This is a genomic window from Microbulbifer okhotskensis (assembly GCF_023895975.1).
Taxonomy (GTDB): Bacteria; Pseudomonadota; Gammaproteobacteria; order Pseudomonadales; family Cellvibrionaceae; genus Microbulbifer; species Microbulbifer okhotskensis.
On sequence record NZ_JALBWM010000071.1, the window covers coordinates 1 to 23103 of the forward strand.

The 23103-nt window shown below is 50.1% G+C and carries 24 protein-coding genes; 19 read left to right on the forward strand and 5 right to left on the reverse strand.

Going from position 1 to position 23103, the window contains the following annotated elements:
• The 6 genes from tnpC to MO867_RS14785 form a co-directional block, all read left to right on the forward strand.
• The coding region (gene tnpC, locus MO867_RS14760; RefSeq protein ID WP_252470468.1) for an IS66 family transposase at positions 1–771 on the forward strand (771 nt) is incomplete at its 5' end.
• 101 nt (positions 772–872) lie between these two features.
• Complete coding sequence (locus tag MO867_RS14765; protein WP_252470470.1) at positions 873–1052, forward strand: hypothetical protein; 180 nt, start codon at positions 873–875, stop codon at positions 1050–1052.
• A gap of 6 nt (positions 1053–1058) precedes the next feature.
• Positions 1059–1484, forward strand: coding sequence for a LysE family translocator (locus MO867_RS14770; RefSeq protein WP_309143307.1), 426 nt, complete (start codon positions 1059–1061; stop codon positions 1482–1484).
• Positions 1485–1566: 82 nt separating this feature from the next.
• Positions 1567–1980, forward strand: coding sequence for a VOC family protein (locus MO867_RS14775; RefSeq protein ID WP_252470474.1), 414 nt, complete (start codon positions 1567–1569; stop codon positions 1978–1980).
• Positions 1981–2061: 81 nt separating this feature from the next.
• Positions 2062–2787 carry a dienelactone hydrolase family protein gene (locus tag MO867_RS14780; protein ID WP_252470476.1) on the forward strand — a complete coding sequence of 242 codons (726 nt, stop codon included), beginning with the start codon at positions 2062–2064 and terminating at the stop codon, positions 2785–2787.
• 392 nt (positions 2788–3179) lie between these two features.
• Positions 3180–3656: an SMI1/KNR4 family protein gene (locus tag MO867_RS14785; RefSeq protein ID WP_252470478.1), complete on the forward strand. Its 477-nt coding sequence runs from the start codon at positions 3180–3182 to the stop codon at positions 3654–3656.
• 173 nt (positions 3657–3829) lie between these two features.
• Here the strand turns inward: MO867_RS14785 and soxR are convergent, their stop codons facing one another.
• On the reverse strand, positions 3830–4327 hold the full coding sequence (gene soxR, locus MO867_RS14790; protein ID WP_252470480.1) for a redox-sensitive transcriptional activator SoxR: 498 nt from the start codon (positions 4325–4327) through the stop codon (positions 3830–3832).
• 86 nt (positions 4328–4413) lie between these two features.
• Here soxR and MO867_RS14795 point away from each other — a divergent pair, with 86 nt between their 5' ends.
• The 5 genes from MO867_RS14795 (at position 4414) to MO867_RS14815 (ending at position 8114) form a co-directional block, all read left to right on the forward strand.
• Positions 4414–4590, forward strand: a complete 177-nt coding sequence (locus MO867_RS14795) for a hypothetical protein (protein WP_252470482.1) — start codon at positions 4414–4416, stop codon at positions 4588–4590.
• A gap of 2 nt (positions 4591–4592) precedes the next feature.
• Positions 4593–5813, forward strand: a complete 1221-nt coding sequence (locus tag MO867_RS14800; protein WP_252470484.1) for an MFS transporter — start codon at positions 4593–4595, stop codon at positions 5811–5813.
• A gap of 78 nt (positions 5814–5891) precedes the next feature.
• Positions 5892–6857 (forward strand): ABC transporter ATP-binding protein, encoded by a 966-nt coding sequence (locus tag MO867_RS14805; RefSeq protein WP_252470486.1) that lies wholly within the window; start codon positions 5892–5894, stop codon positions 6855–6857.
• Positions 6854–7615, forward strand: a complete 762-nt coding sequence (locus MO867_RS14810) for an ABC transporter permease (protein ID WP_252470488.1) — start codon at positions 6854–6856, stop codon at positions 7613–7615. Before MO867_RS14805 ends, MO867_RS14810 begins: the two co-directional genes overlap by 4 nt.
• A gap of 58 nt (positions 7616–7673) precedes the next feature.
• On the forward strand, positions 7674–8114 hold the full coding sequence (locus MO867_RS14815; protein WP_252470490.1) for a GFA family protein: 441 nt from the start codon (positions 7674–7676) through the stop codon (positions 8112–8114).
• Positions 8115–8200: 86 nt separating this feature from the next.
• On the opposite strand, the gene MO867_RS14820 is transcribed toward MO867_RS14815, so the two are convergent.
• Positions 8201–8836, reverse strand: coding sequence for a TetR/AcrR family transcriptional regulator (locus tag MO867_RS14820; protein WP_252470492.1), 636 nt, complete (start codon positions 8834–8836; stop codon positions 8201–8203).
• A 133-nt stretch (positions 8837–8969) separates the two neighbouring features.
• On the opposite strand from MO867_RS14820, the gene MO867_RS14825 reads away from it, so the two are divergent.
• Together MO867_RS14825 and MO867_RS14830 are read left to right on the forward strand one after the other, a co-directional pair.
• Complete coding sequence (locus MO867_RS14825) at positions 8970–10088, forward strand: efflux RND transporter periplasmic adaptor subunit (protein WP_252470494.1); 1119 nt, start codon at positions 8970–8972, stop codon at positions 10086–10088.
• Positions 10089–10212: 124 nt separating this feature from the next.
• Positions 10213–13332, forward strand: coding sequence for an efflux RND transporter permease subunit (locus MO867_RS14830; RefSeq protein WP_252470496.1), 3120 nt, complete (start codon positions 10213–10215; stop codon positions 13330–13332).
• A gap of 66 nt (positions 13333–13398) precedes the next feature.
• Here the strand turns inward: MO867_RS14830 and MO867_RS14835 are convergent, their stop codons facing one another.
• From MO867_RS14835 to MO867_RS14845, 3 genes are all read right to left on the reverse strand, one after another.
• A complete protein-coding gene (locus MO867_RS14835; protein WP_252470498.1) occupies positions 13399–14313 on the reverse strand; it encodes an MBL fold metallo-hydrolase in 915 nt (304 codons plus the stop codon).
• A 70-nt stretch (positions 14314–14383) separates the two neighbouring features.
• Positions 14384–15283, reverse strand: a complete 900-nt coding sequence (locus tag MO867_RS14840) for a glycerophosphodiester phosphodiesterase family protein (RefSeq protein WP_252470500.1) — start codon at positions 15281–15283, stop codon at positions 14384–14386.
• A 76-nt stretch (positions 15284–15359) separates the two neighbouring features.
• A complete protein-coding gene (locus MO867_RS14845) occupies positions 15360–16796 on the reverse strand; it encodes a hypothetical protein (RefSeq protein WP_252470502.1) in 1437 nt (478 codons plus the stop codon).
• A 783-nt stretch (positions 16797–17579) separates the two neighbouring features.
• On the opposite strand from MO867_RS14845, the gene MO867_RS14850 reads away from it, so the two are divergent.
• The 6 genes from MO867_RS14850 (at position 17580) to MO867_RS14875 (ending at position 22148) form a co-directional block, all read left to right on the forward strand.
• Positions 17580–18173: a response regulator transcription factor gene (locus MO867_RS14850; RefSeq protein WP_252470504.1), complete on the forward strand. Its 594-nt coding sequence runs from the start codon at positions 17580–17582 to the stop codon at positions 18171–18173.
• Positions 18170–18598 (forward strand): CsgE family curli-type amyloid fiber assembly protein, encoded by a 429-nt coding sequence (locus tag MO867_RS14855; RefSeq protein WP_252470506.1) that lies wholly within the window; start codon positions 18170–18172, stop codon positions 18596–18598. Before MO867_RS14850 ends, MO867_RS14855 begins: the two co-directional genes overlap by 4 nt.
• Positions 18598–19017, forward strand: coding sequence for a curli assembly protein CsgF (locus MO867_RS14860; protein ID WP_252470508.1), 420 nt, complete (start codon positions 18598–18600; stop codon positions 19015–19017). The genes MO867_RS14855 and MO867_RS14860 overlap by 1 nt, the downstream gene beginning before the upstream one ends.
• A 32-nt stretch (positions 19018–19049) precedes the next feature.
• Positions 19050–19922: a CsgG/HfaB family protein gene (locus MO867_RS14865; RefSeq protein ID WP_252470510.1), complete on the forward strand. Its 873-nt coding sequence runs from the start codon at positions 19050–19052 to the stop codon at positions 19920–19922.
• Positions 19923–19982: 60 nt separating this feature from the next.
• The gene (locus MO867_RS14870) at positions 19983–20525 is read left to right on the forward strand and encodes a hypothetical protein (protein ID WP_252470512.1); all 543 of its coding nucleotides are present in this window, start codon (positions 19983–19985) and stop codon (positions 20523–20525) included.
• 603 nt (positions 20526–21128) lie between these two features.
• Positions 21129–22148 (forward strand): hypothetical protein, encoded by a 1020-nt coding sequence (locus MO867_RS14875; RefSeq protein WP_252470514.1) that lies wholly within the window; start codon positions 21129–21131, stop codon positions 22146–22148.
• The last annotated feature ends 955 nt before the right edge of the window (positions 22149–23103 follow it).

Consider the following 23103-nt stretch of genomic DNA (forward strand, 5'->3'; position numbering starts at 1 on the left):
GTAGTGCATGCTGACGAAACCAGCCTCAACATGGATGGAAAACGCCACTGGATACATGTCCTATCGGCTCAGAACTGTACTTTATTTGGTCTATCGCCGAGGCGCGGGACTGAAGCAATGAATGCGATGGGTGTGCTGCCCGAATTTAATGGCACACTGGTGCATGATCATTGGAAGCCTTATTACACTTATGTTTGCACTCATGCGTTGTGCAACGCCCACCACTTACGTGAACTAACCTATGCGCACGAGGAAGATGGACAGCGTTGGGCTGGGAATCTGCACAAGCTACTACTGGAGTTGCGCGATGCTGTTGAACTTGCTGGTGGTGCCTTACCGGAGGGGCAAGTAAAGCGCTGGAGAATCCGTTATCGCAAAATTCTCGGCCGCGGAGATACCGAGTGCCCGGCACCAGTACCGGATACAACGTCACCTCGCCGAGGGCGACTTAAGCGCAGTAAATCTCGTAATCTACTGGAGCGGCTTCGTGACTACGAAGAAGATGTACTTCGTTTTATGGAGCGCCCTGATGTACCGTTCACCAACAATCAGGGGGAACGAGATCTTCGGATGACTAAGGTGCAACAAAAAATCTCGGGTTGCTTTCGCTCTGAAGACGGCGCAAGAGCCTTCTGCCTTATTCGCTCTTACCTGTTGACCTGTCAGAAAAATGATGTCGCCCCCGGAGAAGCATTAACGCAACTTCTTAACGGGGAGTGGCCTAGGCTTTTATTGGACAAATTCAAATTTTTTGAGGTTAGTACTGAATAGTTACAATTTTATAAACAATATATTTTAATTTTTAACAGCTAATCATTGCTCATCATATCCATTAGAGTTTCCAAGCGGATAAGCAATCTCAGGAGCAAAGGGTGTCACTATTTCTCGCCATGTTTGGATTTTCACTGGCCATGCCTATAACCCCGGGACCGGTGAACATGGTTATTATTTCCTCTGGAGTCAACCATGGATTCAGTCGCACCCTGCCCTTTGTATCTGGTGCTACGGTGGGCTTTACTCTATTACTCTCCATGATTGGCTTTGGACTCTAACAGTTTGTGGGGCTTTATCCACAGTTTTTGCAGTCTATCGCGATCATGGGCTCAATATATATTACCTATATTGGCTTTCGGATCGCGACCGCTTCTATTGCCAATGTTGATATCAACGCTCAGGAAAAACCACAATTCCTCCAGGGTTTCCTTCTACAGTGGCTGAACCCAAAAGCCTGGGTCGCCTGCATTTCCGGAGTGGCATTATTTATCAGCCCCGAAAATCACAGTACTCTGTTTACCTTTATCTTGGTCTACTTTCTTGTTTGCTATGTTTCACTGACAGCCTGGGCTATAGCTGGTGATCGAATAGGCCTATTACTGGGTACTAAGGGCCACCGCAGGATATTTAACCGTATTATGGGAGGGGTACTGATTTTATGCGCAATTTCCCTTCTTTACAGCCAGCTTTTTGCACACAATTCTGCCTGACAACAAACGTTCAACAAGTAGAGAGGCTCTAGATCAGTCCAGCATCGGAATTTCATTAACATCAACCTCAAACAAATTGCCCATGATCAATCTCCAGTACATCGACCATATTGTATTACGCGTAAAATCCCTCGGAACCATGCTCGATTTCTACCAGGATATTCTCGGCTGTGACATTGAGCGGCACCGGGATGATATTGGCCTGTACCAACTGCGTGCGGGCCGCTGCCTGATTGATTTGGTGCCTGTGGATAAGCCTATTGGCCAAAGAGGTGGGGCAGCCCCAGGGGCTAAAGGTCGTAACCTGGACCACTTTTGCTTCCGTGTAGAACCCTTTGATCCGGAGCTTATCCAGGCCTTTCTAACGGAAAAGAAGGTGCAATATTCGCCTGCAGAAGTCCGCTATGGTGCTGATGGCAACGGCCTCTCGATCTACATCTCAGACCCTGAAGGTAATGTTATTGAATTGAAGGGCCCCCCCAGTGGCAACCACTGAGATTTGTGCCACGCTTGCGAGGTGTAAGAGTAACTTACTGATTACTCAAAAATACTCTCTCTATCAGTCAGGCGACTCACTATGGAAACGGAAGTTATTGATTACACCGTTAACGGGGATTCCTTTTGTGGCTACCTCGCATGGGATGAGAATATCAGTGGTAAGCGACCCGGTATTCTCCTGGTACATGAATGGTGGGGCCACAATGCCTTTATTCGCGAGCAAGCTGAAAAATTAGCAAATTGCGGCTACCGGGCTTTTGCGGTCGATATGTTTGGTGCGGGTAAACAAACAGATGATCCTGTGGAGGCACAGAGCTTCAGGGATGAAGCCCTAAAAAACCCGGTGGCGCTGGAAGCTCGTTTTCGCACAGCGCTTTCATTGCTTCAACAACACACCCTGGTGGACTCAAAACGAATTGCAGCTCAGGGGTACTGTTTCGGCGGCGGAGTCGTGCTCACCATGGCGCGCCTGGGAGTAGACCTGCGCGGCGCCGTCAGCTTCCATGGGGCCCTGGCCAGAACCACGCCCGGGCAGAGGGAAACGATCAAAGCTGAGATACAAGTTTACACCGGTGGTGCAGACACCCTGGTTCCCCCCGATCAAGTAGGCCATTTTGTGACGGAGATGCAGGAGGCCGGGGCCAAATTTACCTTGGTAAGCTATCCCGAAGTGTTACATGGATTCACCAACCCCTGTGCGACTGAGCGAGGGGAGAAATTTGGCTTACCCTTAGCATATAATCGTGAGGCTGCCGAGGATTCCTGGCAAGGCACCCTGGCATTCTATGAAAAACTATTTTCGTGAGCTACGGGTCGAAAAAAAGAGACGCAAACTGAAACCCAGGATTTATGATTAAGCAATAAAAGGCAGGCTTGGTTGGTGACCGTGCAATCCGTCGATTTGATACGAGCCGCCTCTATTGTCTATAGATTACCCGAGTTCGCCCTCTGATTTAGGAGAACCTCCAGCCTCCAGCTACTCACTGCAGCAGCTGGAATCATGAACTCGGTACAACACTTATTGCAACTCATTTTAATCGAGGCTAATGCCAAATTTATTCTTACCAATAGAGGATTTTTTTCAGTCTTGGTAGCGCAGCTGCACCATCCCTTAACGACCCACTGGTGAGCTACAGGCTATTTGCAATCTCTACTATTCTGGTGTTGACTATGGCTATACAGATACAAAGGTGAATTTTGTCACTAGCAATCCTTACCGATTCCGGGCCAACGGTAACAATTGAAGAAATTCACAATGTGGAAAAACGGTTAGGTATAATATTTCCTGACAGTGTTAGAAAATTCTTCCTTGAAAATAATGGCGGCACTCCCGTTCCTGACACTTTTCCAGAAACAGATGAATATGAACCCATTACGATTTCTGTATTTTTAACTTTAAATGGAAGTCCCCCAGGTGAAAAAACACTTGAGACCACTTATAAAACAGGAATCAACAATGGTTATCTGCCAACTGATTTAATTCCCTTTGCTATTGACTGGGGTGGTAATTATCTGTGCTTCAACGCAACTGGACAAATATATTTCTTGCCAATGGATTGCTGGCATAAAGACTTAACTCTTGAAGATAATATCACCAAAAAAAGAAAATTAATTTGCGATACTTTTGACAGATTTATCAATTCACTAGTGATTGAAGAGGAAGCTTATGAATAACACTCAAATAGCGAAAGGTGCTATCCCCGGCTCTTAACAGATAGCGCGGGAAATGTGACTTCTCAATGGCCTACTAAAAGATGCTTACCAAGGCTGGTTGGCAGGGCGGCATGATATTCTAAAGAATCGTGACTCTACATTCAGAAAGTAGTCGTTCCCTCTAGGTGAAAGTACTAGTCGCCCTTTTCTCCCACATCCAAATACAACGCGCCATCCCCCTGTTCAGCGGCCTGGTCACCCGGATTTCGCAACGGGCATTTTTCCATAGACAAGCAGCCACAGCCGATACAACCCTCGAGATAATCTCGCAATCTGGTTAGCTGCTGGATACGTTGTTCCAACTCCTCACGCCAGTGCGATGACAGGGATGACCAATCCTTAGCATTGGGCGTGCGCCCATTGGGAAGTTCCCTCAATGCTTCACGAATTTCTGACAAGGGAATCCCCGTACTCTGCGCGACCTTGATAATGGCAACGCGGCGCAAGACATCCCTTGAGTAACGCCGCTGGTTCCCCGCCGTACGCCAACTCTTAATCAGGCCCTTGTTTTCATAGAAATGTAGGGCACTGACCGCCACTCCGCTGCGCTCAGCTACCTCGCCAACAGTCAGTTCACGCTTCAGTTGCCTTACCTTCGTCGACTCTTTCCCGCCCACTTGTACACCCACCATAAAAACTGCCAGCCAATCATTGACCTCAATATTGGTTGAGGTTTTACACTGCTGCGTAATCTAATGCAAGCCAAGGGAGAGAAGTGATGAATAAGCGCGACGAAAGAGGACTAGCGCAACCAGTCAGCCAACCAAACTCAGGCACTAATCTGTTTTTGCTATTGGTGGCAGCTGCAAGCCTCAACCCAAAATTCGCAGTTGAGATACAGGAGTCCTCAAGCAACATTAAAAGCCCTCAAAGCAATATCCCCGGTGGCCAGTAATCATGAGCTATACAGCCAACCTACCCGTTAGTTTCCGCGGAGGCGTTAGCGAGGGAGTATCCACCCATGCCCGGATCACCCTATTGTGTTTGGCGGCCCTCACTATTATGTCCGGTGCAACCGTCGCGCCGGCACTACCGGCCTTGCAACTGCACTTTTCAGATGTTCCCAACAGCGAATTACTAAGCCGCCTGGTGGTCTCCCTACCCGCTTTGAGTATCGCGCTTTGCGCGCCAGTCGCGGGCATAGTGTCAGATCGCTATGGCCGCCTGCGCTTACTGTTGGCCTCATTGCTACTGTACGGGTTATCCGGTATTTTCGCCCTCCTCCAAGAAAATCTCATCGGAATCCTCGCCAGCCGTCTTTTCTTGGGCGTTGCCGTGGCGGGTACCATGACCTCCGTTACAGCATTAGTAGGCGATTATTTCGACCGCCAACAGCGCCTGAACCATATGAGCCAGCAAAGTGCTTTTATCAGTATCGGCGGTGTGGTCTTCCTGACTCTGGGGGGACTCCTGGCGGATATACACTGGCGAGCACCATTTGCCATTTATGCCATGGCCCTGTTACTCATTCCGACAGTGGTGTTATTTCTATGGGAGCCCCATCGACCGCACCACGCAAAACAGCGAGTACACATAGCGGAAAAACCCGGTAATCAACTGCCTTTTTCTGTACTACTGGCAGCAGCCACATTAAATAGTCTGGCATTTTATATAATTCCCACGCAACTGCCGTTCTATCTGAAAAATCTTGGCATATCCACACCCAGCCTTATCGCCACAGCGATTGCCGCCAGTAATGTCATGGGTGCCATCGCTTCATTACTACTGTACCGCCGAGTAGGCAACTTGCTGGGAACTCTTGGCGTTTTTATTGCCAGCTTTGTCATTATGGCCGCAGGCTTCACTCTGATAGCTATTTCGAACACCCTGGCGGGCGTGATAATTGCCACCTCCATCTATGGATTAGGAATGGGTACACTCATACCGCATATTTTCTCCACCGGACTGGAATCCGCCCCAGAATCAAGGCGCGGACGGACCGCAGGCATCCTCACTGCGGGCATATTTATTGGGCAGTTTATCTCGCCATTAATCAGCCAGCCCTGGATACAAAAATTTGGCTTTTCCAGCGCATTTATGTCCGTAGCAATGGTGCTATTGTTCGCTGCCATGATCGGAGTAATGGGACAGCTTCTTAAAAATAGAAACAATCACTGACCAGATTTTGCGGTAGCATATAAATCCACCTAGCAATACGCCGCCAAACCGGTCTTAATATTTTGGTAAGGAGAAACAGTGGAATCGATTATTTCCATCAAGGGCCTCAGTAAAACCTATGCTGAGGGTTTTACTGCCCTAAATAATATCGACCTGGAAATTCAGCGGGGGGAAATCTTTGCCCTGCTCGGGCCCAACGGGGCTGGCAAGACAACCTTGATTAGTATCATCTGTGGCATCGTGAATCCCAGCTGCGGCGATGTCAAAGTGAATGGTCACAATATCCAGCGGGACTATCGCACAGCTCGCACTGAAATTGGCCTGGTACCCCAGGAAATAGCCACCGATGCCTTTGAGACCGTTTGGGCCGCTGTGAGATTCAGCCGCGGTTTATTTGGCAAAGCCCCCGACCCTGCTTATTTGGAAAAAATTCTACGGCAGTTGTCTCTGTGGGAAAAAAAGGACAATAAAATTATTACCCTGTCAGGAGGGATGAAGCGCCGCCTGATGATTGCCAAGGCTCTATCCCACGAACCCAATGTATTGTTCCTCGACGAACCCACAGCCGGAGTCGATGTCGAACTGCGCCAGGATATGTGGCGGATGGTGCGTGGACTGAGAGATTCTGGGGTCACCGTAATCCTTACCACCCACTACATCGAAGAGGCCGAAGAAATGGCTGATCGTGTCGGTGTAATCAACCGTGGGGAGCTGGTCCTGGTTGAGGAAAAACATGTACTGATGAAAAAAATGGGAGAAAAGGAACTCAGCCTGCAACTGCCCGAGCCCCTGCAGGAAATCCCGCAAATACTGGCAGACCTGCCCCTCACCCTTAGTAGTGACGGCTATCAGCTGGTTTATCGCTTCGATATCAAAAGTGAGGATACCGGCCTCACCGAATTTTTGCGCCGCCTCAACGCCGCCAATATTGAATTCCGTGATTTACACACTCGAGAGAGTTCTCTAGAGGAAATTTTTGTCAACTTGGTTCACGGTGCTCGCCTTGAGCGCGAGGAGCAACTCAGTAAGGAGGTACAGGAATGAACTGGTATGGCATCGGCGCAATTTACAAATTTGAAATGTCCCGCACCTGGCGCACCCTGATGCAGAGCATCGCCTCCCCGGTGCTCTCCACCTCCCTCTACTTTATTGTCTTCGGCGCGGCAATCGGCTCGCGTATGGGGGATATTGACGGGGTCAGTTACGGCGCCTTTATTATTCCGGGATTGGTAATGCTGGCACTGCTGAGTGAGAGTATCTCCAATGCTTCATTCGGTATTTTCTTCCCGAAATTTTCTGGCACTATTTATGAAGTCCTATCCGCCCCGGTTTCGCCCTTTGAAATAGTGGCTGGTTATGTCGGCGCTGCGGCTACCAAGTCCATGGTGTTGGGGCTGCTGATACTGCTTACTGCACGCTTCTTTGTGGACTACGAAATTCTGCACCCGCTATGGATGCTCACTTTCCTCGCGCTGACCGCTGTCACTTTCAGCTTGTTCGGGTTTATTATCGGTATTTGGGCCGATGACTTTCAAAAGCTGCAGGTGATACCGCTGATGATAATCACGCCACTCACCTTCCTCGGCGGCGCTTTTTACTCTATCAGCATGCTGCCGGAAGCCTGGCAAAAAATCACCTTATTCAACCCGGTGGTCTACCTGATTAGTGGATTCCGCTGGGCATTTTATGGTGTGGCAGACGTCAACCTGACCCTGAGTATCAGTATGACCCTGCTGTTTTTCGCTTTATGCCTGATGACTGTCTGGTGGATTTTCCGCACCGGCTATCGCATCAAAACCTGAGTTCACCCCCAAAATGGTGTGCCACTCTTTTACAGGGGCGGCACACAGGGGAAATTTGATGCACGACTTTCACAAAGGGGGCTGTGTTTGCGGGCAGGCGCGCTTTCGTACGCTCGGCTCCCCGCGCCGTGTGAGCCTTTGCTCATGCCATTGGTGCCGAAAACGGACGGGCAGTGTGTTGGGGCTCTCGGTTTATTTCGACTGGGAGCTGGTAATCTTCACCCGCGGCCAGCTAAAAACCCACCGACTCAATTCCGACGCAGGCCGCTGGATAAAAAGCCAGTTCTGCCCCGAGTGCGGTAGTGCCCTCAGCTGGACCCTGGAATTTCTGCCGAGGTATCGCGGTCTTGCCGGTGGCGCATTTGACCATCCCGAATTTATCTACCCGGAACGCTACGTGTTTAGCCGCAGCAAACCGGAGTGGCTTGAGGTCGCCAACGATATTAGTCTCTGCCCCAATATGGCAGGGCCAGCCAAGGATGTTCGCGATCAATCATAAAGAGCCCTGGCAGAGGGCTGAAACCGTATTTTCGACACCTGCTAACTCAGTTGAAAAAGCCACCGAACGTCTTTTTCAACCACCGGCTAATAATGATGGGCGCAGATAAATGTTTTTACCGCTTTAGATACCCGCTCATTGCGCTCATCTTTCGTTGCCATCTGCCGGCAGCCGATCAGTACCTGTAGGTGATGGCAACCGAGCAACAGGCCAATGAAATCCTCAGCAGCCACGGTCGGATCTTTCACCTGCAACAGTTGTAACTGATTGGCACGACGCAAGAGTCGCTCTATCTCCCCCAAAATCCGCTGCGGACCCGCATTGAAAAATAGCTGTGCCATCTCCGATTCCTGACCTGCCAGAGCACACAAAAGACGTAACAAACGCACACTATCCTCGTTGTCCACCATTTCCAAAAAAGCTTCCCCAATACGCTCGAGAACCTCCTCTACCGACTCCCCTTCTTCCAGGGCAAAAATTGGCAGGGGCATCATCATTTCACAACGGGAGGCAATAGCCGCACTGAAGAGCCTCTCCTTATCGGAGAAGTGGCTGTATACCGTCAGCTTGGAAACTCCAGCGGCGGACGCGACGGCATCCACACTGGTAGCGGCAAAACCACCGGTTAAAAACAGCTCCCTGGCCGCATCCAGGATAGCTTGGCGCTTAACGGGGTCCTTGGGGCGGCCGCGCGGGGCGGCCGTCTGCGTCTGCTCAGACATAGCACTCCATATACTAGACTCAGTAGTTCATTAAACATACTATACTCGGCAGTATAACATTGATGGCCCTCGGCCATGCTTGACCCAGTCACGGATCTGCCTTGCCGCCTCAGCGCCGAGGAAGGAAGCCAATATGTACCGATCGCTAGTCTTTGCTGCGCTATCGCTCAGCCTCTTTTTGAGTGCCTGCGCGCCCTCTGAATCCCAAGAAAAAGAAACCAAACCACGCCCTGCGGTTATGGTGCGTCCCACTCCGGCCAGCGCCCAAGCAGACGTCTACCCCGGAGAAATTCGCGCCCGCTTCGAACCGGCGTTAGCTTTCCGCATCAGCGGGAAAATCCATCGTCGCCTAGTCAATATTGGCGACCGCGTGGAGCAGGGCCAACCTCTGGCGGAGCTGGATACCGAAGATTTGCTACTGCAACTGGACTCCGCCCGTGCACGCCTCACCTCTGCCGAAGCCGATCAGCGGCTGGCCAGTAGCGAGCTGGCACGTCACCGCAAGCTGCTGGAACGACAGCTGGTAAGCCTCTCCCAGTTTGATACCGTAGAAACCCAATACGAAGCCAGTGATGCCCGCCTGCAACAGGCCCAGGCGCAGCTGGATGTCACCCGCAACCAGGCGGCTTACGCGGTACTTAAGGCACCAGAGAGCGGTGTGATTTTCCGCCGTACGGCAGAGGCCGGCCAAGTGGTCGCCGCCGGACAGGGAATTTTTGACTTGGCCGCCGATGGCGAGCGGGAAGTCCGTATCGACCTGCCGGAGCAAGCGATCGGCCACTTCAAGGTCGGCCAGCCGCTGACCCTGGAATTGTGGTCACAGCCAGGCAACGCTTTCCCTGCGCATATCCGCGAACTATCACCCGCCGCCGACCCGATATCTCGCACCTTTGAGGCCCGGGTCGCATTCGATAACAATGTGATCGGTGCTGAGATTGGCCAGAGTGCCCGAGTGTTTGCTCCCAGAGCCGAAAAGGCCAATGTGCTGCAGGTACCCATGTCGGCGGTCAGTGCCGACGACGGCGCCGCTTTTGTGTGGGTGCTGAACCGGGAAAACAAAACCCTACACAAGACCCCCGTTAGCCTGGGGCCCTACGGCGAGGAGTTTGTCTCGGTATATTCCGGACTCAATCACAACGACTGGATCGTGGCCGCAGGCACTCACTTGCTGCAGGAAGGTATGGAAGTGCGTCCCGTCGATCGAATGAACCGACCGATCAAACAAGAGCCATCCCTCGCTCACCAGGAATGAATGCCGCGTAGGGGGAGAATGACCATTTCCCCCGGTGTAAGGCCCTTGCCAACAAAGCCTTAATAAAAATTTCCAAAGCGCGGCCGGCACTTACACGCCCCGCCCTTGAAACAGAGAAACTGCCATGGGTTTTAACCTTTCTGAGTGGGCATTAAAAAACCGTCCGCTGGTGCTTTACGCCATGATCATCCTGGCTCTGCTGGGTGCCGCCTCTTATACACAGCTGGGGCAGAGTGAAGACCCGCCCTTTACTTTTAAAGTGATGGTGATCAATACCGTCTGGCCCGGTGCCAGTGCCGAGGATGTTTCCCGCCAGATTACCGAGCGGATGGAAAAGAAACTCCTGGAAACCGGCGATTACCAACGCATCTCCTCTTTCTCCCGCCCGGGCCAGTCACAGGTGCTTTTCGTTGCGCGTGACGATATGCATTCGCGGGATATCCCCGACCTCTGGTATGAAGTGCGGAAAAAAGTGGGCGACATTCGCCACACACTGCCACCGGATATTCAGGGCCCCTTTTTCAACGATGAGTTTGGCACCACCTTCGGCAATATTTATGCGCTCACCGGCAGCGGTTTTGACTACGCGCTGATGAAAGATTACGCCGAGCGCCTGCAACTGGCACTGCAGCGGGTCAAAGATGTGGGCAAAGTTGAACTCCTGGGCCTGCAGGACGAAAAGATCTGGGTGGAGATTTCCAACACCAAGCTCGCTTCCATGGGAATCCCCCTGTCTGCCGTGCAAAACGCTCTGCAGGCGCAAAACCAGGTCACCGATGGCGGCTTTGTCGATACTGTCAGTGACCGGGTACGCATCCGCGTCAGCGGCCAATTCACCTCTGTCAATGAAATCCGCCAGTTCCCGATTACCGCCGACGGGCGCACGCAGCGTTTGGGTGATATCGCCGAGGTACACCGCGGCTTTAGTGATCCGGCCCAGCCGCGCATGCGCTTCATGGGAGAAGATGCCATCGGCCTCGCCGTTTCCATGAAAGCCGGCGGCGATATTCTCAAGCTGGGCAAGGCACTCGACGAGACTTTTTCCACACTGCAGCAAGACCTGCCGATTGGGATTGAACTGCGTAAAGTCTCCGACCAACCCGCAGCGGTAAAACGCGGTGTGGGGGAATTCCTGCAGGTATTGGCAGAAGCTCTGGGCATTGTATTGCTGGTGAGCTTTTTCTCCCTCGGTAGCCGCCCCGGACTGATTGTGGCGCTGTCCATTCCACTGGTATTGGCGATGACCTTCGCGCTGATGAGCTACTTCAATATCGGCCTGCACAAAATTTCCCTGGGGGCGCTGGTACTCGCCCTGGGCCTGATGGTCGACGATGCGATTATCGCGGTGGAAATGATGGCGATTAAAATGGAGCAGGGGCTCAGCCGGCTTAAAGCTGCCGGCTTCGCCTGGACCAGTACCGCCTTCCCCATGCTCACCGGCACCCTGATTACCGCCGCAGGATTTTTACCCATCGCCACCGCGCAATCTGGCACCGGCGAATACACCCGTTCCATTTTCCAGGTAGTCACCTTATCGCTGGTGGTCTCCTGGATTACCGCAGTGGTCTTTGTGCCCTATCTGGGCCACTACCTACTCCCCAATCTGGCGCGGCGCGGTCACGGTGGAGAGGTTCACGATCCCTATCAAAAGCCGTTTTACCAGCACTTTCGCCGTTTTATTACCTGGTGCCTGCGCCATCGCAAAACGGTTATTGCAACCACCTTGGCAATTTTCATCGGCTCCCTCGCCCTGTTCAAGCTGGTACCGCAGCAGTTCTTCCCCTCCTCCGGGCGCCTCGAATTGATGGTCGACCTGAAGCTGGCAGAGGGCGCCTCCTTGAAGTCCACTGAGCATCAGGCCAAACGTCTGGAACGCCTCTTGGCGCAGAACGACCAAGTAGAAAATTATGTGGCCTATGTGGGTACTGGTTCGCCGCGTTTCTACCTGCCTTTGGACCAGCAGCTACCTGCAGCCAGCTTTGCCCAATTTGTGGTCATGACCCGCAGTGTGGAGGAGCGCGAGCAGGTGCGCAGTTGGCTGATCAACACGATGACAGAGGAATTCCCCACCCTGCGCAGCCGTGTATCCCGCCTTGAAAATGGTCCTCCGGTCGGGTATCCGGTTCAGTTCCGTCTCTCCGGCGAACACATCCGCGAGGTGCGCGGCCTCGCCCGTGAAGTGGCCGAGCGCCTGCGGGAGAATCCGCAAGTCGCCAATGTACATCTGGACTGGGAAGAACCGAGCAAATCCGTCAATCTCAATATCGACCAGGATCGCGCCCGCGCTATGGGCGTGAACAGCGCAACCCTGTCTCAGGCCCTGCAGAGTTCTCTTACCGGCATCACCGTGAGTCAATACCGCGAGGATAATGAACTGATCGATGTGCGAGTACGCGGTAATGAGGATGACCGCTATGCCCTCAGTCAGCTGGGTAATCTCGCAGTCCAGACCGACAGCGGGCGCAGCGTGCCCCTTAATCAGGTCGCCACCCTTGAATATGGCTTTGAGGAAGGCATTATTTGGCACCGAGATCGCCTCCCTTCTGTCACCGTGCGCGCAGACATTTATGGAGATGAGCTACCTGCGACCGTAGTCAATGCGGTGTGGCCACAACTGCAATCCATCCGCGATAAACTGCCACCGGGCTATTTACTGGAAGTGGGCGGCACTGTTGAGGAATCCGCACGCGGGCAACAATCTGTCAATGCTGGTATGCCACTGTTCGTACTGGTGGTCTTTACTCTGCTAATGCTGCAGCTTCGCAGCATGTCCCTGTCTACCATGGTATTTCTCACCGCGCCTTTAGGCCTGATCGGAGTTACGCTGTTCCTGCTGCTGTTTGGCAAACCGTTCGGCTTTGTCGCCATGCTCGGCACCATTGCCCTGGCGGGTATGATTATGCGCAACTCCGTGATTTTGGTGGATCAGATCCAGCAGGATATCAGCCAGGGCCTCAGCCCCTGGGATGCCATTGTCGAGTCCAGTGTAAGGCGCTTCCGCCCCATTGTATTGACTGCACTTACTGCGGTACTGGCAATGATTCCGCTGTCGCGCAGCGACTTCTTCGGACCTATGGCGGTGGCCATTATGGGAGGGCTGATTGTCGCTACCGGATTGACGCTGCTGTTCCTGCCAGCACTTTATGCCGCCTGGTTCCGGGTGCAAGAGGAACATAGTGAAGAAGCGCCAGATAGCCACGCTGAAATTGGCGGGTCCATAATCCCGAGCTCCGCCCCAGAATAAAACCACTTGCCGACCCATTAAAAAAGGCGGTCCAGGATTTCCCTGGACCGCCTTTTTTATTCAAAATCAGGACTTCTTCTGAGATCGCATCAGGGAATCGTAAACAATACCGGTCCAAATATCCGGCGTCATAAATCCCTGACCATACTGCGCATCAAATTCCGCAGTGGGCTTTGCATCAATCACCTCTTGCCGTGTTTGACCCTCACCCACCATCGCTTTCACTTTATCTCTCAGCTCAGCCAATATATTGCGCTGCTGTTGCAACTCGGCACGATGACTCAGGGGACCGTGACCAGGAATTATTTTGGTATTTTCTCCCGCCATTGCCAAGGCGGTATCCATTGCGGTAATCATGCCGTTTACCGAACCGCCGGAAGAGAGGTCAATAAAGGGGTAGTTGCCGTTAAAATAGACATCCCCCATATGAATAACATCAGCTTCAGCAAAATACACAATTGAGTCGCCATCAGTATGTGCCGGGCCCACATGCTGAACCTTCACTCGATCGCCATTCCAGTAGAATGTGGTGGCATCAGTAAAGGTAATCACCGGCAGGGCATCCGGGGGTGAGGGCTCGACTGTGCGCTGAAAGGCCTCGATAAACTGTTCTGTACTCACACGCTTGCGGACATTTTCATGCGCTACTATCAGGGCGCCACTCTTGCCCAAATTCTCGTTACCGCCCGTGTGATCGCCGTGCCAGTGAGTATTAATCACAAAGCGCAAAGGCTGCTGGGCCAGCCCCGCCACCGCCTTCTGGATTTTTGTAGTTAATGGTGCGTACTGATCATCCACCATAAAGGTGCCATCTTCCCCCACCAGTACAGCAATATTGCCCCCGGCACCTTTGAGCATATACACATTGCCAGACACCGGTTCACTGGTGATTTCCACACCGGCAAATCGATCCTGCGCAGCGGCGATAGGGGCGGTCAGCAAAGAAATCGCTACAGCGGCAAAACGCACTAGTTTTCTCATAAAAGAACTCTCTGTTGTTATTGTCTCTATTCTGGAAAGTCTCAATACCCTGAGTTCTTACCCCGTTCGATCAAGCGGCTTTACGGAGTCCTATCTGCTGCGGCTTCGCCAGCAGGGTCATTAATAAGTCCGGCCTATCGGTAATAATGCCGTGCACACCCATATCAATATACCGTTTGAAGTGCTCTCTGCTGTTAACAGTCCACACCGATAGGTGCAGATTTTTTCGCTTGGCCGCTTGCACCAAACTCTCAGTCACCACCTGAATGCCTCTTTGCTCCATAGGCAGCTGCATAGCCCGGTAGCTCGGGCATAAAAACTGCTCAGCGCGAAATAAGTGGGCGATAAAGAACCATATAGCGTCCCAAGTTGGTGTGCCCGTCGCCACTCGGGGGCTAAGGCGGCGAAACTCGTTAATGACCCCCTGATGAAAAGAAGACACAATGACTTGCTCCTGCTTTTCATTGCGGGATAACACTTCAGCAAGTACCTGCGCGGCACGATATTGGCGGCTCTTGATCTCCAATATCATCGGCATATCCCCCACCATCACCAAAGCCTCATCCAGAGTAACCACTCTTAGCGGCTTGTCTCTGTAAGGATAGTATTTTCCATCCCGACTCCAGTGATAGGCAATATTCCATCGCTGTAACTGCTTGAGGGTCATATCCTCCACCAGCCCGCTACCATCGGAAAACATTTCCAGTGCTATATCATGGATTAATACCAAGTGGCCATCGGCGGTGAGCCACAGATCCACCTCGATCGCATCAACCTTTAGTTCCACCATCTTTTGCAGATAAACTGCGCTGTTACCTGGGTAAAGCCCATTGCCGCAGTCATTGCCGTGCGCTATCACTAATGGGCCGCTCTCCCTGGACGGCCATAGTATGCAGGGCTTAGCCGGCGCGGACCGAGCATAGAGGAAAAGAAACAACAACAGGGCCACAAAAAATAACAACCAAATCATGTTTAACGTCGCTCATTCCATTGCCAATCGACAAGCCACTGTGCGGCCCAACTAACTTACCATCCAACGTTCCCAGTCAAGCTTCCTGTGTCGCAGCCTCTACTGTGTTAACCTGTGACGCAGCTGATTTTTTGTCTGGCTGTTCTGCCTTGCCCGGAACTTCCACCGTCGCTGTGCCCTCCCCTTTGCGACGCAAATACACTGCCTGAAGCCAGAGCGGAAGAAAAATAACGATATCGTAGAAACGATTAATTAAAACTCCCAGGTGCAGTGAAGCTATCGCCATAAAACGCAGTATCAGTGTGATCCCACGCATAGACAGCCCTACGCTAATACCGCTGACCGTACGTGCTGAAGCAATGAATTGCTCCAGCGGAATTGCCACAAATGCCAGGATCAAGGGCAGTACAAAACCCAACCCCATTTGCGCCAATGGAATTGGCCAGAACTGCTCAGACCCAAGCAGCTGTTGTTGCACGATCAACTCCCTGGCAAAGGCAAGATTTGCGCCCACCACTGCCAGAATCAACAATAGAACCAGAGCCACGCCAAGTAGTATCCGCCGAGTCGTCTCCGCCAGCGCTCCCACCGCAGGAAACATCCGGGTAACCTGCAGACATTCCATAATCACAAACCCCACAGTGATCTGCAAAAAGATAACCACTGTCGCGGAGATATCAGCGAGACTGAAGCCACCCAAGGAGGCATCACTACCCAACACTGCCGCCATAGGTTGCGCGAGTAACTGGAAATTTACCAGGGCACCCGCAAGACCAATAGAGAGTACGACTGAGGCAGCCATAAAGCGACTAAAGGAGGAAGAGGACAATAAGTGCAAACTTTTATCGGTCTCCTGCAATATCTCTTCATAACGCTCCATATGCCCATCTAATGCTTTAGCGCGCTGAATAACTGATTCCACATTCTTATTGATGCGCCCCAAGGTAGAAAGCATAGCCCGCCAACTCGGCAGCATCCGTTTAAGTAATTGATGCCGTTCGCGAGTCGACTCCCGAAAAGACTCCAGGGCTTTGGATTCAGCCTTGCGCATCGACTGATTAATAGTATCCAGAACATCGGCTACCACTGGGTCTTCTTTACCCGGAATTTCAGATACAGCGCGAATTGCCCTGGCCCAGTTTGAGGGTACCGGTGCTATCTCCGCACTGCGCACATAGTCCTCATCCAAACGACCCAGTTGCTCACAAAGCCGCCGATGTAGTGTGGGATAAAGTGCCAGATCACTTTGTACCGTTTGCTCAACTCGCTCGAATTCTCTTTTGATATATCGCTCTGCAGTTTCGCGCCCCTCGGCGAAAAGTACCTCTCTATTGCGTTCTCCCAGGCGCTGTTCTGCAGAGCCTATTCCAGTCGCGATAAATCTCAGCCCTCGATGCCCCAGTCGCGCCAACGCATAAACAGCACGGTGCGCTGGTTCGCGGGCCAAAAACAGAATTACCAGCCCCAGTAAACCCCAGAGCCATAGCGGTAAACTTTGTATTAAATGAGTCATGTTATTACCTCCTCTAACAGGCTATTTGGCTTCCATCCTAACAGTTGCCGGCAAGACATTCGCCCATAAGTTCACAATTTATACGGGAGTTCAGCGACATCCTGGCAACGACAATTTTCTCATCCAGTTCTACCAACCAGAAAATAACAACCAATTACATAAGAAAACGATTTACTAAGGTAATACCTGAATGCAGTCATCAAAACCCCTAGCACCACTATTAATTGAGAGTGGCACGAAAAGAAAAAACTTTGATAGCCAAACTAAACGCCAACCAGAAAATACAGAGGGATATTGTTTATACGCCATACTTAAAATCGTTCAGAGCCAGATCATCACATTGACCCGCAGACATCGACCTGTATCAACCACCGCCAATTAAATTAAACAATTGCCATTGCAGCACTACCACTTACTTCAAACAACACAAAACGCCAGAAAAATAAATTATACGATAGTGAAAGAAGCAAAAAACTGAACGATAAAAAGCAAACGCCTCTTCACAAAAATTCCTACAGAAAAATATATCAAGCCATAAACCTCAAATATAAAAGAAGGCACTATTTTTTCCAATTTCCACCAGCCCTAGGTCTACACTCCAAACTAAATTCCTACTGAGTGAGTGTTTTCCCCTAAAACGACAGAATCGATTTTACGCTGACTCTCACGACGTCATGGCAGATATCGTGAGATTATTTTGGGAACTAGACGACAGGAGTCGATGGAAGGTCCAACTCTCATGTTGAGAGCGACCTATCTGTATCAAGGAGAGGTACGAGGTATATGCCGGTTCTTTTTTTTAGCAATTCCGGCCTTCAAGGCGATCTATTGTTTTCATTGTTTTCGCAAGCAATCCCTATACCCTGGGAAAAATCATGCATTGGGAAGCAAAAAAACTGTCTACAACACTATCAAGCTATCGTAATAGATTGCTGGCAAATTGGTATAAGCTCAGATTCAAAACAATTTCTATCAGATTTAAAGAAAATCAGTCATGCGAAAGCATTGCTGATCAATCTTCCTGCAAATCTCCCCGTTCATATTTCGGAAAAGCTACGCCAAAAAGGTTTTCACCTGCTCTGCGATAGCAACACCAGCCAAGAAAATCTGATCCACAAGTTGAACACTGCGATTCACAGTACCGAAGGGCGACAACATATCAGCCCACAAAATTCCCTCCCTTTAACCCGACGGGAACAGGAAATTCTCGGACAACTGACGACCGGTGAACCCAACAGTGTTATCGCGACTAAATTGCACCTAAGTGAGCACACTGTGAAAAATCACATGTACAACATTTTCCGAAAAATTGGAGTAAAAAACCGTCTTCAGGCCAGTAATTGGGCCAAGCTCAACCTCCAGGAAGAGAGGATATGAGGCCAGCCCTGTTGATGTTGGCATTGTGCACATCCCTGGCCTTTGGCCAGGATGACACAACTGTCCCCCCAGCAGATACCGACTCAGGAAGACTCGAAGATGAAATTAGCGGATTTAATATCGATCGAACCATAACTCGCACGGGGCATGACTTTGTCCGTTACATGAGCGAGTACCGAAACTTAAATTATCCAGATGCCAGTTACAACTTAACTATTTATGAGAGGCCCTCAGCACGCTGGGGGAATCTTATCTGGGTTACCTATAACGACAAGATTGTTTTCAGACGCTTTATAAGTCCAAGCACTAATAACACTCATCGCTTGGCCGATGAGGCAGCGCAGTATATCCACCAGGAAGTGCTGCAACAGCGTGTTCGCAATTCCATTACAGACAATTTTGATCTAGGTAAGGACGAATTCTAATGAAAAATAAATTACTGATTAATTCCGTTTTTTTTTCTCTGGCAGCGATTTCCTATGACCATAACTATGCCACTGAACTGATCTATCAACCTGTAAATCCTAATTTTGGTGGTAATCCGTTGAATGGCACCTATTTACTACAAAACGCACAATCCCAGGATACCCACGAGGACCCCGATAAACCGGACAGCCTTTACGAGCAGCCCAGCGCACTGGATAGATTTAGTGACTCACTGGAAACACGTCTGCTTAATCAACTCCTGACCGACGTCGGGGATGGCAATAGTGGCGAATTGGTTACAGATGATTTTATCGTACAAATCGTGGATAACGATGGTGTCCTTACCGTACTTATCACCGACCGCAGTACTGGAGACACAAGCGAAATAGTTGTAAGCGGGCTAAATCCGACAAACTAATAAACGACTAATTCTCAAAGGATACTTTGGCAATGCGTAATGCAATAAAAAAAGCGATTGCTTTGCCCATAGTAGCGGCACTAATGACACTTAGTGGATGCTCAGCGGTAAAAAGCGTTGGCGATGCGCTATTCGGTCCAGGCATAACTGATGCGATGCTTACCCCACGTAAAAACACCTACCGGGATCTGATCAACCTACCAGAACCCAAAGGCAAGATATTGGTGGCGGTATACAGCTTCCGAGACCAAACAGGTCAATACAAACCCTCACCCAACAGCAGCTTTTCCACTGCGGTCACTCAGGGTGCCGCCGCCATGCTGATGGACGTACTCAACGAGTCCGGCTGGTTTATTCCCCTGGAGCGGGAGGGTTTACAAAACCTGCTAACTGAGCGAAAAATCATTCGGGCGGGACTTACCAAACCGGATATTCCCGTCAATAATAATGCACCACTACCCACGTTGGTTGCCGCCAATGTCTTGTTAGAAGGCGGAATTGTGGCCTACGACCAAAATATCCAAACCGGTGGTGCGGGTGCCCGTTACTTTGGTATCGGGGCCAATGAGCAATATCGTGTGGATCAAGTAACCGTTAACTTACGGGCAATTGATATTCGTTCGGGACGTGTTTTACACTCCGTTTTAACCTCTAAGACAGTTTACTCCAAGGCAATTAGCGCCGATGTCTTCCGTTACGTAAAATTCCGGCGCCTTTTAGAATTGGAGGCGGGCACTACCTATAACGAGCCCGCACAGCTTGCTATGCTATCAGCAATGGAGTCTGCAGTGATTCACTTAATCGGCGAGGGGATTATTCACAATTCCTGGGCTCTCGATAATCCAGCTGAAATCGACAACCCCGTACTGCAGTACTACCTGAACGACAGCACTGTCATTATGTAAAGTAAGGTACTTTCGCTGGACAGCTTCCAAAACGATCTAAATTTGTAAGGTTTTACAGAGATGTGCCACAGAATCAGAAGCTATATTCCTGCCAGTCTAATTTTATTCCTTACCCTGAATCCGGTTGTCGGGACTGCTTCTGATATCGATGCCAGCAGCGAACTGGCCGTCGCCAGTGAATTAAGCGCGGCAAATCTCTATTCCGTTTCCAATTTAAGCGTGATAAACCAAGAAGGCGGTGTCAACAACGTCTATGTGCGCCAGGTAGGTTATAACAACTACACTTCTTCGCACCAGGATGGGAACAGGAATACGGTTTCAGTGACTCAGTCCGGGGAGGGCAATGTTACTCAATCCAGCCAAGTTGGAGATCACAATCTTTCAACCTTAATTCAAGTAGGCTACGAAAATTTTATTGATATCGATCAGTATGGTATTGGCAATGCTGCGGGCATCTCCCAGATCGGTATCCAAAACAGTGCCCAGGTTGAAGAAATTGGCAGCTTTCACAAGGTGAACATCATCCAAAGTGGTAATGGCCTGCATACCTCTGTCACTGTCACTGGAACTGCGACAACGACTTATATCAGTCAGTATGATTGAGGTTTCTGAACAGCTACCGCTGTAGCACCAGCATAATTATACTGGTGCTACAGCCTTGGCACACGCAAGCCAGTCCATATTTTCATCGAGCTTCTAACGCCCTCTTGCGACACGATGGGTTCACGGCCCTCACCCTCGCGCCCGCTTAACGAATAAAACCTATATAGAAATATTTCTGCTGATTTTTACTATCACTTAACACTGCCCTTGCGGTTTTCACTGCCGCAGCTCAATCAAGTCAGCAATAGCAAGAATCTATTTTATTTTGTGCCAAACCACCGAAGTCTTTGGCGGCAACGATGACCAATGGTAAAAAAACGAACTTTATTCCTAAGGTTTCGACACTTCCGTCCTATAGCAGCAATCCCTGAAGACGACAAAACTCTAGACAGCATCAAGATGCTGTTAAAAATGATATTGCTAGATTTTTCACAAGGAATGTGAAGGTTAAAAAGCAGTCGGGTTTCATCCCAGATTCCTCACATACTCCAGACACTGAAGTACAGTATCTGGAGCTGAGATTTCCCAATATCAAATGGTGCTGATTTCTTTTTTTACGTAAAAAACTGTCTAGCTATATTTGACATCTCCATGGAGTTACAGATGAACAAGTACACACCTATTGCCGCCAGTATTCTTCTGGCGATCGCCAGCACAGGCGCCCTGGCCGGTAACAACACCGCTATTCTCACCCAGAATGGCGCTGGTAATATGGCAACTGCCGACCAAAGTGACGTTACTGTCAACAATAACCTCATCAATCAAATTCAGACCGGGGACACAAATACCGTTTATGCCGAGCAAACCAGCAACAATGATTCAGGTGTAGTCACCCAGATTCAAACTGGGGATATGAACGATGCCCAGTCTTTTCAAAATGATTCCACTACCGCGATTGTAACCATAAATCAAATCAACGATGGTCACTTTGCAACAACCACGCAGAGCTTTGTGGACACCAGTGTGATCACTATCACCCAAAGTGGCGGTCCGCAAGATGCATCGGCTACCCAGTCATCCAGTTCATTCGATACCGCAGTAATAAATCAGTCGGGTTCTAGCAATCTCGGAATAGTTACTCAGGCCGCCAGCTCATTCAATACAGCGATTGTTACTCAACTTGGAACTAGTGATTCTGCATCAGCCATCCAGGTTAACAGCTCCCAAAGCACCATCAATGTTACCCAGGCAGGCATGTTCAACTCCGCAACTGTTCTTCAAACTCTAGCGACCAACAGCAGTGCCGTTTCCTACCAGGATGGTACATCCAATACCTTTTCATCTACTCAGTCTGATGACGGAAACTACAGTGAGGGTTTCCAAAGTGGCACTTCCCAGACACTGGTTCACTCGCAATTTGGTGGTGACCACTGGGCCTACACTGAGCAACTGGGTACCACCAATGTTGCAACAGTTACCCAGACTGGCTTCGACAACTATTCAGAAGCCTACCAAAATGGTATTACTAACGTCTTAACCGTCGTCCAGCCCGGCGACTTCAATACCACCACAGCCTCCCAAATAGGTAACTTCAACTCTATCACTGTGACTCAAGCCACCGATAGTAATTCTGCAATGCCTACCCAGGTGGGCGATTTCAATGTTGCTATTATTGTCCAATAATACATAGGACGGGGCCGACCTTATCCGGTCGGCCCTTTCAGAAAATTTGATATTTTTTAACCCCTACATTCAACTCTGAAGTGCATCGATATTTAGTCCGCTATGGTGTAAATATAGTTTTCTAAGATCTGACGAAGGGCCACATAAATTCACTGTTTTCCTGGGGTAGCCATTAATCACTGTACAGATAATGCCATATCAACATAATCTGAAAGATTAAAACCAGTATTATTGTATGTGAAGAGGGAAACGGACCTGCTCAGTGAGCTATTGGTATTTTAATTCATCCCACTTCCCAGAATACACATCTAATCGGTAAAATGGATTTCCATATCGAGGGCTGTATTAATCTACTCGGGCAGCACAAGCTCTTTGCCATTGTCAGCAGCTATGCTATGCACTAAATTCCGCAAGAATTGAGAAGCCCAATGGTAGTCTGAGCTAGCAGCTCTGCCGTCTTGCGTTCTACTTGCTGAGAAATCCAAAATTTACTTTTGCGCTCGTCAATCGTTACATCTGACCGTTGACAATCACAATGCCGATCCCCCGGAATCCGCAGTTATTCTTCCAATGCTTGAACACGCTCTTCGGTGCTGATCCATTCTTGACCTACCCATGCGTTAACTATTCCTTGGTTCGCATATTGTAGAATCTACCTATCGGTTATCTGCCCTGGACTCCACTGCCGCCTTAGTTTTCTTTCAATCAATGCGATGACATTTGGAAGTCTCCTTGTTGGCCTTTTCCCTTGCTTACGACACTCCTCGATGATTCCTTGAGCTTGCTAGTGACACTAGCCATTGACACCTCAGTTGTGAATCAACTGTCTGGAAATCGTTGGCTGGTGGACTCCCACCTCATTCGCGATTGCCGCCGATCATTTTTCTTAAGTATCAGACCTCAATACTTCGGACAGTTTTAGGGGGCGAAATAGGTAGGAACCACGGCCAGATAC

What these genes read in the sequence shown, in the direction of transcription:
- MO867_RS14845 (WP_252470502.1), bottom strand. Translation starts at nt 16,796, where the DNA reads ATGACTCATTTAATACAAAGTTTACCGCTATGGCTCTGGGGTTTACTG.
- MO867_RS14775 (WP_252470474.1), top strand. Translation starts at nt 1,567, where the DNA reads ATGATCAATCTCCAGTACATCGACCATATTGTATTACGCGTAAAATCC.
- MO867_RS14875 (WP_252470514.1), top strand. Translation starts at nt 21,129, where the DNA reads ATGAACAAGTACACACCTATTGCCGCCAGTATTCTTCTGGCGATCGCC.
- soxR (WP_252470480.1), bottom strand. Translation starts at nt 4,327, where the DNA reads ATGGTGGGTGTACAAGTGGGCGGGAAAGAGTCGACGAAGGTAAGGCAA.
- MO867_RS14860 (WP_252470508.1), top strand. Translation starts at nt 18,598, where the DNA reads ATGAAAAATAAATTACTGATTAATTCCGTTTTTTTTTCTCTGGCAGCG.
- MO867_RS14820 (WP_252470492.1), bottom strand. Translation starts at nt 8,836, where the DNA reads ATGTCTGAGCAGACGCAGACGGCCGCCCCGCGCGGCCGCCCCAAGGAC.
- MO867_RS14795 (WP_252470482.1), top strand. Translation starts at nt 4,414, where the DNA reads ATGAATAAGCGCGACGAAAGAGGACTAGCGCAACCAGTCAGCCAACCA.
- MO867_RS14815 (WP_252470490.1), top strand. Translation starts at nt 7,674, where the DNA reads ATGCACGACTTTCACAAAGGGGGCTGTGTTTGCGGGCAGGCGCGCTTT.
- MO867_RS14810 (WP_252470488.1), top strand. Translation starts at nt 6,854, where the DNA reads ATGAACTGGTATGGCATCGGCGCAATTTACAAATTTGAAATGTCCCGC.
- MO867_RS14865 (WP_252470510.1), top strand. Translation starts at nt 19,050, where the DNA reads ATGCGTAATGCAATAAAAAAAGCGATTGCTTTGCCCATAGTAGCGGCA.
- MO867_RS14870 (WP_252470512.1), top strand. Translation starts at nt 19,983, where the DNA reads ATGTGCCACAGAATCAGAAGCTATATTCCTGCCAGTCTAATTTTATTC.
- MO867_RS14855 (WP_252470506.1), top strand. Translation starts at nt 18,170, where the DNA reads ATGAGGCCAGCCCTGTTGATGTTGGCATTGTGCACATCCCTGGCCTTT.
- MO867_RS14800 (WP_252470484.1), top strand. Translation starts at nt 4,593, where the DNA reads ATGAGCTATACAGCCAACCTACCCGTTAGTTTCCGCGGAGGCGTTAGC.
- MO867_RS14835 (WP_252470498.1), bottom strand. Translation starts at nt 14,313, where the DNA reads ATGAGAAAACTAGTGCGTTTTGCCGCTGTAGCGATTTCTTTGCTGACC.
- MO867_RS14850 (WP_252470504.1), top strand. Translation starts at nt 17,580, where the DNA reads ATGCCGGTTCTTTTTTTTAGCAATTCCGGCCTTCAAGGCGATCTATTG.
- MO867_RS14825 (WP_252470494.1), top strand. Translation starts at nt 8,970, where the DNA reads ATGTACCGATCGCTAGTCTTTGCTGCGCTATCGCTCAGCCTCTTTTTG.
- MO867_RS14830 (WP_252470496.1), top strand. Translation starts at nt 10,213, where the DNA reads ATGGGTTTTAACCTTTCTGAGTGGGCATTAAAAAACCGTCCGCTGGTG.
- MO867_RS14780 (WP_252470476.1), top strand. Translation starts at nt 2,062, where the DNA reads ATGGAAACGGAAGTTATTGATTACACCGTTAACGGGGATTCCTTTTGT.
- MO867_RS14840 (WP_252470500.1), bottom strand. Translation starts at nt 15,283, where the DNA reads ATGATTTGGTTGTTATTTTTTGTGGCCCTGTTGTTGTTTCTTTTCCTC.